This window comes from Winogradskya consettensis, assembly GCF_018332715.1.
Taxonomy (GTDB): domain Bacteria; phylum Actinomycetota; class Actinomycetes; order Mycobacteriales; family Micromonosporaceae; genus Actinoplanes; species Actinoplanes consettensis.
In genome coordinates this window covers 160,296-173,248 of record NZ_BOQP01000036.1, presented here as the reverse complement: position 1 = coordinate 173,248, position 12,953 = coordinate 160,296, and the positions used below count along the sequence as shown (strand labels likewise).

15 protein-coding genes are annotated in these 12,953 nt (G+C 69.8%); 12 read left to right on the top strand and 3 right to left on the bottom strand.

What is annotated here, in order from left to right; all coding sequences use genetic code 11:
- The first annotated feature begins 853 nt into the window (after nt 1–853).
- Nucleotides 854–2,035, top strand: coding sequence for a reverse transcriptase family protein (locus tag Aco04nite_RS32105; RefSeq protein ID WP_213000978.1), 1,182 nt, complete (start codon nt 854–856; stop codon nt 2,033–2,035).
- 29 nt (nt 2,036–2,064) lie between these two features.
- Complete coding sequence (locus Aco04nite_RS32100) at nt 2,065–2,259, top strand: hypothetical protein (RefSeq protein WP_213000977.1); 195 nt, start codon at nt 2,065–2,067, stop codon at nt 2,257–2,259.
- Nucleotides 2,260–2,551: 292 nt separating this feature from the next.
- Here the strand turns inward: Aco04nite_RS32100 and Aco04nite_RS32095 are convergent, their stop codons facing one another.
- On the bottom strand, nt 2,552–3,583 hold the full coding sequence (locus Aco04nite_RS32095) for an aldo/keto reductase (RefSeq protein ID WP_213000976.1): 1,032 nt from the start codon (nt 3,581–3,583) through the stop codon (nt 2,552–2,554).
- A gap of 74 nt (nt 3,584–3,657) precedes the next feature.
- Between Aco04nite_RS32095 and Aco04nite_RS32090 the strand changes: the two genes are divergently transcribed.
- A complete protein-coding gene (locus Aco04nite_RS32090) occupies nt 3,658–4,194 on the top strand; it encodes a TetR/AcrR family transcriptional regulator (RefSeq protein WP_213000975.1) in 537 nt (178 codons plus the stop codon).
- A 75-nt stretch (nt 4,195–4,269) separates the two neighbouring features.
- Nucleotides 4,270–4,635, top strand: a complete 366-nt coding sequence (locus Aco04nite_RS32085) for a VOC family protein (RefSeq protein WP_213000974.1) — start codon at nt 4,270–4,272, stop codon at nt 4,633–4,635.
- A 102-nt stretch (nt 4,636–4,737) separates the two neighbouring features.
- On the opposite strand, the gene Aco04nite_RS32080 is transcribed toward Aco04nite_RS32085, so the two are convergent.
- Nucleotides 4,738–4,974, bottom strand: a complete 237-nt coding sequence (locus Aco04nite_RS32080) for a hypothetical protein (RefSeq protein ID WP_203834377.1) — start codon at nt 4,972–4,974, stop codon at nt 4,738–4,740.
- Between the two features lie 163 nt (nt 4,975–5,137).
- Between Aco04nite_RS32080 and Aco04nite_RS32075 the strand changes: the two genes are divergently transcribed.
- From Aco04nite_RS32075 to Aco04nite_RS32060, 4 genes are read left to right on the top strand one after another with little or no spacing between them, the layout of a single operon-like run.
- The gene (locus Aco04nite_RS32075; RefSeq protein ID WP_213000973.1) at nt 5,138–5,512 is read left to right on the top strand and encodes a response regulator transcription factor; all 375 of its coding nucleotides are present in this window, start codon (nt 5,138–5,140) and stop codon (nt 5,510–5,512) included.
- Between the two features lie 17 nt (nt 5,513–5,529).
- Nucleotides 5,530–7,521, top strand: coding sequence for an ATP-binding protein (locus Aco04nite_RS32070; protein WP_213000972.1), 1,992 nt, complete (start codon nt 5,530–5,532; stop codon nt 7,519–7,521).
- Nucleotides 7,522–7,531: 10 nt separating this feature from the next.
- Nucleotides 7,532–8,050 carry a GNAT family N-acetyltransferase gene (locus tag Aco04nite_RS32065; protein ID WP_244876441.1) on the top strand — a complete coding sequence of 173 codons (519 nt, stop codon included), beginning with the start codon at nt 7,532–7,534 and terminating at the stop codon, nt 8,048–8,050.
- A gap of 1 nt (nt 8,051) precedes the next feature.
- Nucleotides 8,052–8,312: an SCO0607 family lipoprotein gene (locus Aco04nite_RS32060; RefSeq protein ID WP_244876440.1), complete on the top strand. Its 261-nt coding sequence runs from the start codon at nt 8,052–8,054 to the stop codon at nt 8,310–8,312.
- On the opposite strand, the gene Aco04nite_RS32055 is transcribed toward Aco04nite_RS32060, so the two are convergent.
- A complete protein-coding gene (locus Aco04nite_RS32055) occupies nt 8,306–9,514 on the bottom strand; it encodes a pyridoxal phosphate-dependent aminotransferase (protein ID WP_213000970.1) in 1,209 nt (402 codons plus the stop codon). The genes Aco04nite_RS32060 and Aco04nite_RS32055 overlap by 7 nt on opposite strands.
- Before the next feature lie 87 nt (nt 9,515–9,601).
- Here Aco04nite_RS32055 and Aco04nite_RS32050 point away from each other — a divergent pair, with 87 nt between their 5' ends.
- From Aco04nite_RS32050 to Aco04nite_RS32035, 4 genes are all read left to right on the top strand, one after another.
- Nucleotides 9,602–10,366, top strand: coding sequence for an IclR family transcriptional regulator (locus tag Aco04nite_RS32050; protein ID WP_213000969.1), 765 nt, complete (start codon nt 9,602–9,604; stop codon nt 10,364–10,366).
- 53 nt (nt 10,367–10,419) lie between these two features.
- Entirely contained in the window at nt 10,420–10,620 is a 201-nt protein-coding gene (locus Aco04nite_RS32045) for a hypothetical protein (protein WP_203834370.1), read from the top strand.
- Nucleotides 10,621–10,875: 255 nt separating this feature from the next.
- Nucleotides 10,876–11,940 (top strand): Fic family protein, encoded by a 1,065-nt coding sequence (locus Aco04nite_RS32040; RefSeq protein WP_244876446.1) that lies wholly within the window; start codon nt 10,876–10,878, stop codon nt 11,938–11,940.
- 381 nt (nt 11,941–12,321) lie between these two features.
- A complete protein-coding gene (locus Aco04nite_RS32035; RefSeq protein WP_213000968.1) occupies nt 12,322–12,942 on the top strand; it encodes a Crp/Fnr family transcriptional regulator in 621 nt (206 codons plus the stop codon).
- Nucleotides 12,943–12,953 lie beyond the last annotated feature (11 nt).

The window sequence follows — 12,953 nt, the reverse complement described above, 5'->3', positions numbered from 1 at the left end:
TCCGCGGGGTCGGGTTGTCCGGGGGGTCGGGGCTCTACGCGCGGGTTCCGGGTTTGTCCGCGGGGTCGGGGGCTTTGCGCGCGGGTTCGGGGTCGTCTGTGGGATCGGGCTTTGCGCGCGGGTTCGGGGTCGTCTGTGGAACCGGGCTTTGCGCGGGGTCGGGGCTTTGCGCGGAGGCTGGGCTTCTTGCGGGGTCGGGGCTTTGCGCTGGGCGTGGGCTTCTCGCTGTGCCGGGCTGTCCGCGCGGGTGACCGGGTGTCGGAGAGGGTGCGCGGGTGGCGGGCGGTGCCTACACTTCCTGGCTGGTGGCAGCGCGTCCCGAGCTTGACCGCCGGTCCGCCGACGGTCTCTCCGGGGCAACCCCGGGGGCGACATGATCAGCCAGGCACAGCACCGCCGGCGTGCCCCCGCGCTCCGCGCGGCACGACGCAGGCACAACCGGGCATCGTCGGGCCGCGCTGCCACCCCCACCCAAGTAGCAACCGCCCTGGCCGACGCCTTCCTCACCGAGGCCGCCACCCCGGCGATCCATCCACGCCCACATCACCTCACCCTGCGCCGACCGGATCGCCCGGCCCCGGCCCCGCAAGCCCTGGCCGCGTCTCCGGCTGACCTTGGTCTGGCTGCGTCACGGGCTGATCTTGGTCCGGCCGCGTCGAGCGCTTCGGCTGGGTCGAGCGCTTCGGCTGGGTCGAGCGCTTCGGCTGGGCCGGCCGCGTCGAGCGCGTCGAGCGCGTCGCGGGCTGCGGATTTGGCCGGGGCTGCGGGTTTGGACGGGGCTGCCGGGCCGGCCGTCGGTTCACGCCCGGGTCGTATCGGCCGAACTGCGGCGCGGGCTGTGGGGTCGGGGTGGATGTTGGGGCGGCTGGTGGAAGCGGGGGCTGAGGTGCTGGGTGGGCGGCCGTGGTGGTTGCGGCCGGTGGTGGCGGGGGTGCTCCGGGCGTACAGGGATGCTCCGGCGGATCGGCCGCGGGAGTTGGCGGCCTTTCTCGGCAGGCATGTGCGGCCGCATCCGGTGGTGGTGCGGCGGGCCGTGCCTGTGCGCGTGGTCCGGATGCGCTGGGACACGGCGCGGATCGATGATCTGCCGGCGCTCTCGGCATTTCTCGGGATCAGCGGTGCTGAGCTGGACTGGTTCGCGGACCGGAAGGAGATCAATCGGCACGCTCGGGACCAGCGGTTACGGCACTACCGGTATCGGTGGCTGCCGCATCGGCTGATCGAGGCGCCCAAGGCCCGGCTGCGGGTGGCGCAGCGGCGGCTGCTCGACGGGGTGCTCGGGCGGATTCCGGTTCATCCTGCTGCTCATGGCTTCGTTCCCGGTCGTGGGGTGCACACGTTCGCCGCGCCGCACAGCGGGCAGCCGATGGTGATCCGGGCCGATCTGGCCTCATTCTTCTCCAGCGTCACGGCGCCGCGGATCTATGGGCTGTTCCGCACGGCGGGATATCCGGAGCCTGTCGCGCATGCCCTCGCCGCGCTGACCACGACCCGGACCCCGGCCGACATCTTGCGGGGCAAGTATCTTCCGTTGCTGCGGCACGCCCATCTGCCGCAAGGGGCGCCGAGCTCGCCCGCGCTGGCGAATCTGGTCGCGTACCGGTTGGACCGGCGGTTGAGCGGGCTCGCCGCGCGGTTCGGGATGAGCTACACGCGGTACGCCGACGACCTCGCGTTCTCCGGGCCTCGGGTGTCCGCGCAGCGGTTGCTGACGGCGCTCGAGGCGGTGGTGAACGACGAGGGGTTCCGGTTGCGTCGGGCGAAGACCCGGGTCCGGGGGCAGGGCGACCGGCAGGTGCTGGCCGGGCTCGTCGTCAACGAGCGGCCGGCCGTGGCACGGGTTGAGTACGACAGGCTGCGGGCGGTGCTGCACGATGCCGCGCGGCGGGGGCTGGATGAGGCGAATCGGGACGGGCATGCAGACTTTTCCGCGTACCTGAAGGGGTGGGTGTCCTGGGTCTCGCACCAGAATCCCGGCCGGGCCGCCAAGCTGGAGCGGTTGCTGGCCGCCGCTCTCGGCGGAGATCGCGCATGAGACCGGGCCGGGGTGGGCACAAAGGGGACATGGTGCAGCCAGGACCCGACCCGGACAACTATCCGCCCATCGACCCCAGCGAGCCCATCCCGGATGACCCGGGCGTGCTCTCCCCGGACACCCCGGAAACGCTGCCGCCCGCCCCGGTCGAGCCGATGCCCGGCCCCGACGACCCGGGCAACGTCCCCGGCGAACCCGCCGGCCCGGTCCCCGAGCCCGCCTGACCACCCCGGGGGCCCGGCCCGGTCCCCGAGCCCGCCCGAGCCCGCCTGATCACCCTGGGAGGCCCGGCCCGAGCCCGCCTGATCACCCTGGGAGGCCCGGCCCGAGCCCGCCTGATCACCCTGGGAGGCCCGGCCCGAGCCCGCCTGATCACCCTGGGAGGCCCGGCCCGAGCCCGCCTGACCACCCTGCGGAGCGCGGTGGGGAAGTGTGGCCCGGTTCTGAGTTTGGTTGATCACCCCGCGAGCCCGGCCCGGTGCCGATCCTGCCTGATCATCCGGGACGTCGTGGCGGTCAGATGACGGGGACGGCGTGGGGGTCGAGGAGGGTGCGGTCGCCGTCGGCGCCGTGGGTCAGGGCGGCGGCGACGTCCTCGTGCGGGGTTCCCAGCCTGATGGCGCTGGCGTCGTCCAGTTGCTGGTAGTGCTTGTCGGTGAGGTCGAGCTGGAGCGATTTCAGGTATTCCTCCAGCTGGGCCAGGGTGCGAGGGCCGACGATCGGGATCAGCGCCGTGGGGGCGAGGGCGGCCCGGCGGCGCAGCCAGGCCAGGGCGACCTGGACCGCGGTGGTGCCGATCTCGTCGGCGACGGCCAGGACGGCGTCGACGACGGCGGTGCGGTGGGCGTCGCTCTCGATGGCGTCGCCGCGGGCGCTGAGCCGGCCCTGTTCACCGAGGCGGTACTTGCCGGTGAGCAACCCGCCTGCGAGGGGTGAGTACAGGACCACGCCCAGGCCGTGGGCCTGCGCCATCGGCAGCAGCTCACGCTCGGCGGATCGTTCGGCCAGGCTGTATTCCGTCTGTACGCCGACCAGCGGGGCCAGGCCCTGCAGATCGGCCCGGAGCGCGGCGCCGGCTACGCGCCAGGCCGGGAAGTTGGAGAGGCCACCGTGCAGGATCTTGCCGGCGCGGACCAGGTCGTCGAAGCCGGCCAGGATCTCCTCGATCGGGGTGACGCCGTCGGGGAAGTGCGGCATGTAGACGTCGACGTAATCGGTCTTCAGCCGGCGCAGGCTCGCCTCGAGGGAGCGGATCATGCTCTTGCGGCTGTTGCCGGTTGTGCCGGGGCGGGGCTGGGCCTGCCTGGTCCCGCTGTACTTCGTGATGACCACGAAGTCGTCCCGGTCGCGTCCGAGCAGTTCGCCGAGCACGGTTTCGGCCTGCCCGTCCTGGTAGATGTTGGACGTGTCGATCGTGGTGCCACCGGCGGCGGCGAAGGCTTCGAAGATCTGTGGTGCTTCGGGGTTCGAGGTGCTGAAGCCCGCGGTGCCGAGCGTGTACTCCGACACGCGTAGTCCGGTCAGCCGGCCGAAGGTCTGGTATCGCATGGCAACTCCTGGTGGGTGGTGCCGGAGGGGTAGGCTCGCCATGGTATCAAGTAAAGCGAGGGGTCACTCTTTTTATGCCTAGGGTCAGTCAAGCGCACCTCGACGCTCGCCGGCTGCAGATCGTGGACGCCGCCCGCGCCCGGTTCGCCAGCCATGGCTTCGCCCGCACGTCGATGGCCGACATCGTCGCCGAGTCCGGGCTGTCTAACGGGGCCATCTACCGGTATTTCACCAGCAAGGACGAGATCGTCGTCGCCGTCTGTGAGCAGGGGACCGAGGCCCTGCCCAACGCGCTCACCACCGAGGCTGTCGCCGGCTTCCTCGAGCACGTCCGCGTGCGGGCGCGGGACACCGACCATGCCCGGCTGGTCGCTCAGATCTACGCCGAGGCGGCAGTGTCTCCGCAGCTCGCGGTCATTGTCCGGCAGCAGCTCGCCGCCGGGCGGGCCGCGATCGCCGAGCTGGTTCCCGAGCGCCGGCGCGCGCACGCCGGGCAGATCGCCGAGGCGTTCGTGGCCCTCTGTGCCAGCTACAGCCAGCAGATAGCGATCCGTGGCGACGTGGAGCCCGCCCCCTTCGTGGCCGCTCTGATGGCGATCATCGAGGGGTAGCCGCAGGCTGTCAAAAAGAGTGACCTCTCTTTTTGATGCTAGGGTCGCCCCAACATTCCCGTCGTTGGAGGAACCATGGCTGTAGCCCACGTCGCTGCGATCAACCTCGAAGGCCCCGACCCGGCCGGCCTGGCCCAGTTCTGGGCCGCCATGCTCGGCGGCGAGGTCGCGATCGAGACACCGGACTTCTGCGCGGTCAAGGCGGGCGCGCTCTACGTCGGGGCCGTCCGCGTTTCCGGCTACCAGCCGCCGACCTGGCCCTCGGCGGAGGGTTCCCAGCAGATGCATCTCGACCTGTCCGTCGACGGCACCGAGAGCCTCGACGAGGCGGAGGAGCAGGCGATCGGGCTGGGAGCGACGAAAGAAGAGGGACAACCGGCGCCGGAGAGCTTCCGGGTGCTGCGCGACCCGGCCGGCCACCCGTTCTGCCTGCGCCGCTGACCGAAAAAGCGCGCCTGCGCCGCTGACCGAAGAAGCGCGCAAGGGGCCGTCATCGGCGGGTGCGGCAGTGGTCCCCGCGCCGAAAAAGAGAGGGTGCGCGGGTCAGGCGGCGAAGGCGGCCTGGATGGCGCGGCGGGCCCAGCGCATGCGGCCGAGGGCGCAGTCGGGGTGTTCGCCGAATTCCTGGGCGACCAGGGCGGCGCAGGTGTTCTCGCCGAGGCGGTCGACCGTGGCGGTCACCGCGGCCCGGATCAACTCCGGGGTGGGTTGCTGGGAGCGTTGCAGGTGGGAGACGAACAGCGCGTCGGTGCGGGTGTCGTCGGTATCAAGTACGGGCATCGGGTCCTCCTGCCGGTATCGAGCGGGCGGGCTAGTGACAGCACACCTGGGCCAAGATGCATTCTCGCTGCGTACAAGTTGCGGTGCGGTTGCGGAGACCGGCAGTCACGCCGGAGATGAGGCGATATCGTCGGATGAGCGCCTAGTTTGAGGGGGAGCAGCCGTGACGGTGGTGCTGGTCGCCGATGACGATGCCGATATCCGGGACCTGGTCGCGTTCAAGCTGGAGCAGGCCGGCCTCGAGGTGATCTCGGTCGAGGACGGGCAGGCGGCGCTGGAGCAGGCGCGCTCCCGGCAGCCGACGCTCGCCGTGCTCGACGTCTCGATGCCGGGGCTTTCCGGGATCGACGTGTGCCGGATGCTGCGGGCCGACCCGGCGACCGCCGGGATGCTGATCATCATGCTGACCGCGCGGGTGCAGGAGCAGGACGTCGAGGGCGGGTTCAGCGCCGGTGCCGACGATTACGTGACCAAACCTTTCAGCCCACGCGAGCTGGTCTCCCGGATCCAGGCCCTGCTGAGCCGGACCCGGGCCTGACCCCCACGGGTACGCCGATGCGCCCGAGCAGGTCCGTCGGCCGGCTCCTGACCGGGGTCTTCGGCGTACTGGTGCTGCTCATCGTGTGTTCCGGGGTCGCCGAGACCACCGCCCTGGTGATGCAGCACCGGGTGGTGCGGGAGCTCTCCGCGTACGTTCAGCCGTTGGAACTCGCCAATGCCGAGCTGCGCAGCGTTCTCGGTGACGCCCAGCGGGGTTTGCGCGGTTATCTGCTGACCGGCGACAGCCAGTTGCTGGATTCGTACCAGGTGGCGCGGACCGCCTACACGACGTCGGGCAGGGCGCTGACCGGCCTGGCCCGCGCCGACGAACGGGCCTCGATCAACGACCAGCTCGACCGTGCCGACGTCTGGTGGCAGCACGCCGAGCAGCAGCGGCTGGCCGTGCCCCGCAGTGACACCGCCGCCGCGTACGTGAGCCAGGGCAGGCCGCTCTTCGAGGCGTTCGCGGCCGAGAACGCGCAGTTCGACGCCGCCCTCGCCGTACGCGCCGCGAACCTGCAGAAACGCAGCTCCCGGCTCAGCACGGTGACCACCGCCGTGGTGGTGGCGCTGACGCTGCTCGCCGCGGTGACCGCCGTACTCGCCGCCATTGTCACCACCCGCCGCATCACCCTGCCGCTGGCCGGTGTCGTCGCGGTGATCGACCGCCGCCGCGCCGGCGTCCTGAATTCGCGGGCGGACGCGACGGTCGGGCCCACCGAGATCCGGGCGGTGGCGCAGGCCGTCAACGAGCTGGCCGAGGAGGCTGACCGTACGCGGGTCGCCGAGGCCGCCGTGGCACGTCAGCGGGGCGAGGTGCGGGCGCTCGGTTACCGGATCCGGGCGCATCTCAAGGTCGAGGACGCCGTCCGGGAGGCCCTGGACGGGCTGGGCACCACGATCGGCGCCGAGCATGTGCTGCTGCGGATGGCTCCAGGGCAGACCGGACTGCCGCCGGTCGCGAGCCTGCACGACGAGCACGCTCACGGCGTACTCAAAGAATTGGCTGAAACCGATGCGACCTGGTTGCGGACCGGGGATGTCTGGGTGACCAACGACCCCGCGCCGGCCGGGGAGGTCGAACCCCCGGAGGCGGAGCGGCGCGCGTGGGCCGCGGCCGGCGACGGCCCGGTGCTGACGGTGGCGGTCAGCGGCGGCGACGAATGCCTGGGCGCGCTCACCCTGATCCGCGACACCGGGCCGGACTGGACGCCGGTCGAGGTGCGGCTGACCGAGGTGGTCGCCGCCGACCTGGGCCGGGGCGTGCACCTGGCCCGGCTCTACGAGCGCGAACAGCATCTCGTGGCCCGGCTGCAGGAGCTCGACAACGCCAAGACCGATTTCATGTCGACCGTGTCGCACGAGCTGCGCACGCCGCTGACCAGCATTGCCGGGTATGTCGAGCTGCTGCTGGACGCCGACGCCGGCGAGGTGGACCCGCCGCAGCGCCGGATGCTGGACGTCATCGCCCGCAACACGCGCCGGTTGCGGGAACTGATCGAGGACATGCTCACCCTGTCGAAGATCGAGACAGGTTCGTTCAAGACCGCCCGCCGGCCGGTCGACCTGGTCGCGCTCGCGGAGCAGGCACTCTCGGCGATCGGCCCGGCCGCGGACAAGGGTGAGGTACGCCTCGAGCCCGAACTGGACGGCCCGCAGGAGCTCACCGCCGACCCGGAGCAGCTCGAGCGGGTCCTGATGAACCTGTTGACGAACGCGGTCAAGTTCACCCCTGCCGGTGGCACGGTCACCCTGCGTGTGCACCGGGTCGAGGGAGAGGTGAACCTCGTGGTCGCGGACACCGGCATCGGTATCCCGCCGCCCGAGCAGGAAGCCCTGTTCACCCGCTTCTTCCGCGCGACCAACGCCATCCACCAGGCGATCCCCGGCACCGGCCTCGGCCTGGCCATCGTGCGCACGATCGTCGACAACCACAGCGGCCGCATCTCCGTGGAGTCCACCGAGGGCGTCGGCACGACAGTGACCATCCGCCTGCCCACGCGCTAGATTTCGAGTTGTGGACATCGAGATAACGCCGGCTGCACCCGACGACGTCGAGGCGCTGACCGCGCTCGTCAACACGGTTTACGCCGATGGTGAGAAGGGCCTTTGGCGCGACGGCGCCGAGCGCACCACGGCCGCCGAGATGCGCGGGCTGGTCGACGCCGGGGAGATCGCCGTCGCCCGCCGAGCGGGCCGCGTCGTGGGCCAGGTTCGCATCGTGCGGCTCGAGCCGGGTCTCGGCGAGTTCGGCATGCTGGCCGCGGAGCCGTCGGAGCAGGGCAGTGGCATCGGACGGCAGCTGGTGCAGTTCGCCGAGGACTGGGCGCGGGCCCAGGGGTTCCCGACGATGCAGTGCGAGCTGCTCGTGCCGCGTGACTGGGAGCACCCGGTGAAGGAATTCCTCCGCGCCTGGTACACCCGCATCGGCTACCGGCAGGTCAGCACCGGCTCGATCGACGAGATGTTCCCGCACCTCGCGCCGCTGCTCGCCACCGAGTGCTCGTTCCTCGTGTTCCACAAAGACCTTGGCTAGGTTGCCCGCTCTTGTCGTCGCCGGTCTGGCAGCAGCGGTGCTGACCGGGGGCTGCACCGCGGACGCGATCTGCGGTGGCGGCAACTACCCGGTCAAACTCGCGGACAGCGCCACCGGCAGCACCTGCGTCCCGGACGGTCAGGACCCGCCCGCGGGATACGTGCGCTATCCCGCGGGCAAGGTCCCGAAAAAGGTCGGCGACAAGTGGGACGTCTACTGGCAGACCCACAAGCTCGACAAGCTGGGCAAAGAGGTCTACTGACGGTAGGTCTCGAGGAAGCGGTGCAGGCGGTCGGTGGCGTCGTCGAGGACGTCGACCGGGGCGAGGAAGACCAGGCGGATGTGGTCGGGGGTCGGCAGGTTGAAGCCGGTGCCGTGGGAAAGCAGCATCAGCTCCTGCTCCAGCAGATCGATGATCAGCTTCTGGTCGTCCCGGATCTTGTGCACCTCGGGGTCCAGCCGCGCGAAGAGATACAGCGCGCCACGCGGCTGCACGGCATCAACCCCGGGAATGGCATTGATCTTGTTGTACGCGTGATTGCGCTGCTCGTAGAGCCGTCCGCCCGGCCGGATCAGCGTGTTGATGCTCTGGAACCCGCCCAGCGCGGTCTGCACCGCGTGCTGCGCCGGCACGTTCGGGCAGAGCCGCATGTTCGCGAGCAGTTGCACGCCCTCGAGGTATTCGGTGGCCGTGCCCGTGGGGCCGCTGATCGCCATCCAGCCCGACCGGAACCCCGCCGCCCGGTACGCCTTCGACAGCCCGCTCATCGTGATGACCAGCAGATCCGGGGCGAGCGCGGCGGCGCACTCGTGCTTCGCGTCGTCGTAGAGGATCTTGTCGTAGATCTCGTCCGCGAGGACCAGCAGATCGTGCCGGCGGGCGATGTCGAGCATCCCCAGCAGGATCTCCCGGGAGTAGACCGCGCCGGTCGGGTTGTTCGGGTTGATGATCACCATGGCGCGGGTGTTCGGCGTGATCTGCGCCGCGAGATGCTCCAGGTCGGGCTCCCAGCCCAGTGACTCGTCGCAGCGGTAGTGCACCGGCCGCCCGCCGCACAACGTCACCGCGCCGGTCCACAGCGGGTAGTCCGGGCTCGGCACCAGCACCTCGTCGCCGGTGTTCAGCAGGGCCTGCAGCGACATGACGATCAGCTCGCTGACGCCGTTGCCGAGGAACACGTCATCGGGCTGGACGTTCTTCACGCCGAGCGTCTGGTAATACTGCGCGACGGCGACCCGGGCGGAATAGATGCCGCGGGCGTCGCTGTAACCCTCGGCGTCACCCAGGTGCTGCACCATGTCCGCGACGATCGGCTCCGGGGTGTTCAGCCCCCACGGCGCGGGATTGCCCAGGTTGAGCTTGAGGATGCGATGCCCGGCCGCCTCCAGCTCCTGGGCCCGGCGCAGCACGGGGCCGCGGATGTCGTACCGGACGTTCTTGAGCCTGCTCGCCTGCGCCACCATGCGGTTGAGCTTATGTCGGCCCGCGGACGTACTAAGGCAGCGAGGTATCTTCTCGGCAATTGAGCAGTGAGGCCGGAGGTGTGCTGGATGACCGCACCGGAGGAACGGCGGCCCGAGGTCCGCTCGGTCGCCCGCGCCCTGGACATCCTGGGCGCGTTCAGCGCTGCCCACCCGCGCATGCAGCTCTCGGAGCTCGCGGACGCCGTCGGCCTGCCCCGCCCCAGCACCCGCCGCCTCGCCGTGACCCTCATCGACCGCGGCTTCCTGCGCCAGGACCCGGACGGCTCCTACCTGCTCGGCGCCCGCCTGCTGGAGCTCGGCAGCCAGGTCGCCGAAACCTCGTCGATAGGCCTGCGCACCCGCGCCGTCGCCGACGAGCTCTCCCGGATGACCGGCGAGACGGTCCTCGTCGCGGAGGCCGACTGGTCGTCGCTCTCCCTGCTCATCGTCGGCAAACGCCAGTCCAAGCACCCGGCCGCGGCCACCTCCCCGCTCGGCCACCGCATGATGATCACCAGCGGCTGCATGGCCAAGGCCGTCCTCTCCGGCCTGCCCCCGGAAGGCGTCGCGGCCATCGTCCCCCAGCTCCGCCTCACCGCCCGCACAGCCCGCACGATCGTCAACCCCGGCCAGCTCACCACCGACGTCGAAGCCAGCAGAGCCCGCGGGTACGCCATCCAGTCCGGCGAATTCCTCGCCGGCATGGCAGGCGTCGCAGTCCCCGTCCACGAATCCGGCCGCGTCGTCGGCACCGTCGCCGTCCTCGGCGCCGCACTGCGTTACCCCCGCTCGCGCCTCGACCAGACCGGCCAGCTCATCCGCCAGGTCCTGGGACGCCAGCGCCCGGCCTGAGATCCCGCCGCGTTTCGCCCTGCGGAACGACCCCTCGTCACACCCCCGCCCGGATGGCTATCTTCCGCGAAGCCGGTGACATTCCGTCGCCTGCTTCGACCTGGAGGGTCTTCGTGGACAAGAGCGGGATCCGAGGCCGGCAGCAACCCGAGCCGGAAGAAAGCGGAGGACCGTCGACCCTGGCCGTAATCGGCCTGATCGTCGTCTTCCTCGGCGTCCTGGGCGCATTGGTATACCTGGCCGTAGCCGGCTGACCCCTCGCCGCCTGCCCGGAGCCGCCCCGGGCAGGCGGCGGGAAATCATTTGGTTGCTATGTACCTACGTTGATAACATGACGCCTCCGAAGCTGAACGAGAGTGGCGCGATGTCTCTTACCTTGCGCCAAAATCAATAGGATGGCGTTATGTTAGAGACAACGAGTCACCGTGATCTACGGTAATCCGCCTCTGGCCGATGAGGATCAGAACGTCCTCGCGGAGATTCACGGCATGCGGCAGCAGTTGGCCAGCGTGCTGCGCGCGCCGCGGCGGTGGCAGGGCGGACTGCGTCGCACGATGCTCGCCCGGGCTATTCGTGGGTCCAACAGCATTGAGGGCTACGTCGTCGACGAAGATGACGCCGCTGCGGCCCTCGACGATGAAGAGCCGCTGAGCGCCGACGGGCGGACCTGGGCAGAGATCCGCGGATACCGGCACGCGCTCGGTTACGTCCTGCAGATGGCCGGCAACCCGCACTCCAGGATCGACACCACCGCGATGTGCGGCATGCATTACATGATGCTCGCGCACGAGCTCCGCAAGAGTCCGGGCCAGTACCGGAGCGGGCCGATCTATGTACATGACGACAAACGGGAGGTTGTTGTCTACGAGGGACCCGACGCGCGGCAGGTTCCTGGGCTCATGGAGGAACTGGCGGGGAGCCTGCAGGCCGACCTGGATGTCGATCCGCTCGTCCGCGCGGCGATGGCCCACCTCAACCTCGTCATGATCCATCCTTTCCGCGACGGGAACGGCCGGATGGCCCGGGCGCTGCAGACGCTGACCCTCTCCAGACAGACCATTGTCGAGCCGGCGTTCTCGAGCATCGAGGAGTGGCTCGGGCACAACACGGACGATTACTACCAGGTGCTCGCCCTGACCGGTCAGGGTTCGTGGCGGCCTCGCGCCGATGCTGCACTGTGGGCGAGTTTCAATCTCCGGGCGCACCACATGCAGGCCCAGACCGTCGCTCAGCGGGTCACCGAAGCCTCCGAGGTCTGGATCGAGCTCGACAATGTCGTCGGTGAACACCACCTTCCAGAGCGGGTGACCGGGATTCTGTACGAGGCAGTCCTCGGTTACCGCATCCGCCGGTCCGGCTACATGAAGATGGCCGAGGTCGAGACCCGCACCGCCACCCGCGACCTCGGTCGGCTGACCGATCTGGGCCTGCTGTATCCCCAGGGCGAGACGCGCGGCCGTCACTACCTGGCCGGTGACCGCCTTCGTAAGATGCGCGACGAGGTCCGCGAGCGTCGCCCGTCCGTCATTGACCCGCATCCGGACATGCGCAGCCGGCTGGCCGCCGGGGGCTGAGGCGTTCGGCCCGTTCCTTGATTCAGGTGGAGACGTGACCCGGGATGGGCGCCTGGGCGGAGCGGGCTTGCCTGTCCACTGCGGGGACCTCCGGCAACGTCGGCTGTATCGCCGAGACCCTTCGACCCTTCGGCCACCTGTCGGCCATCGACCTGAATGGACCCCTCGATGTGGGACCGCCTAACAGCTAGATCCCCGGGTGGACCATCAGGAAACCGTGGTCACCCCCTGAGGTCGCCCGTGTAGCACGGTAGGGAACTACCTAGGGTAGCCGTCTGAGTGCTTTATGTGTTTGGATGAGGTCTGCGAGCCGCAGTAGACCCAAGGACATCAATGATTGGCCTTACTGAGTCGCTATTCCCCGCTGACCTACGTGCGAAGATGTCCGACCTGCTTCCGGGGGGCAGGGTCGTTCATTTCCCGGCGCGTGAGCCGTTGTTCTTCGAAGGTGACGAGTCGGATCACATCGCCATCATTCTCCAAGGCGTCGTGAAGATCACGGTGTCCACGTCCAGAGGTCGCGAGGCCTTACTCGCCCTTCGCGGGGCCGGGGAGATCGTCGGCGAGCTGGGAGCCCTCTACGGAAAGCCCCGATCCGCGACCGTGCGGGCATTGAGCGTCGTGACTGTACGGGTGGTGCCGGCCTCCACCTTCCGCCAGCGGCTCCGGGAGGATCCCGGTGCGCTGTTCGCGGTCCTTGAGGCGATCGCCGAACGGTTGCGGGAGTCCGACCGGCGGCGGATCGAGTTCACCGGTTTCGAGGTGATCGACCGGGTCGCCTTTCTGCTCGCCGAGCTTGCTCGCACGCACGGAATCCGGGCGGGGGAGCGCGAGGTCGAGATCGGGTTGAAGCTCACGCAGGCGGAGATCGCGGGGGCGACTGGCGCGTCCCTCGACGCGGCTGCCAAGGCGTTTCGTGAACTGCGGGACCAGGGTCTGGTCCGCACCGCGCGGCAGAAAATCATCGTGCTGGATCCGGCAAAGCTCAGATCGGCGCTCTGAACCCGTATTAA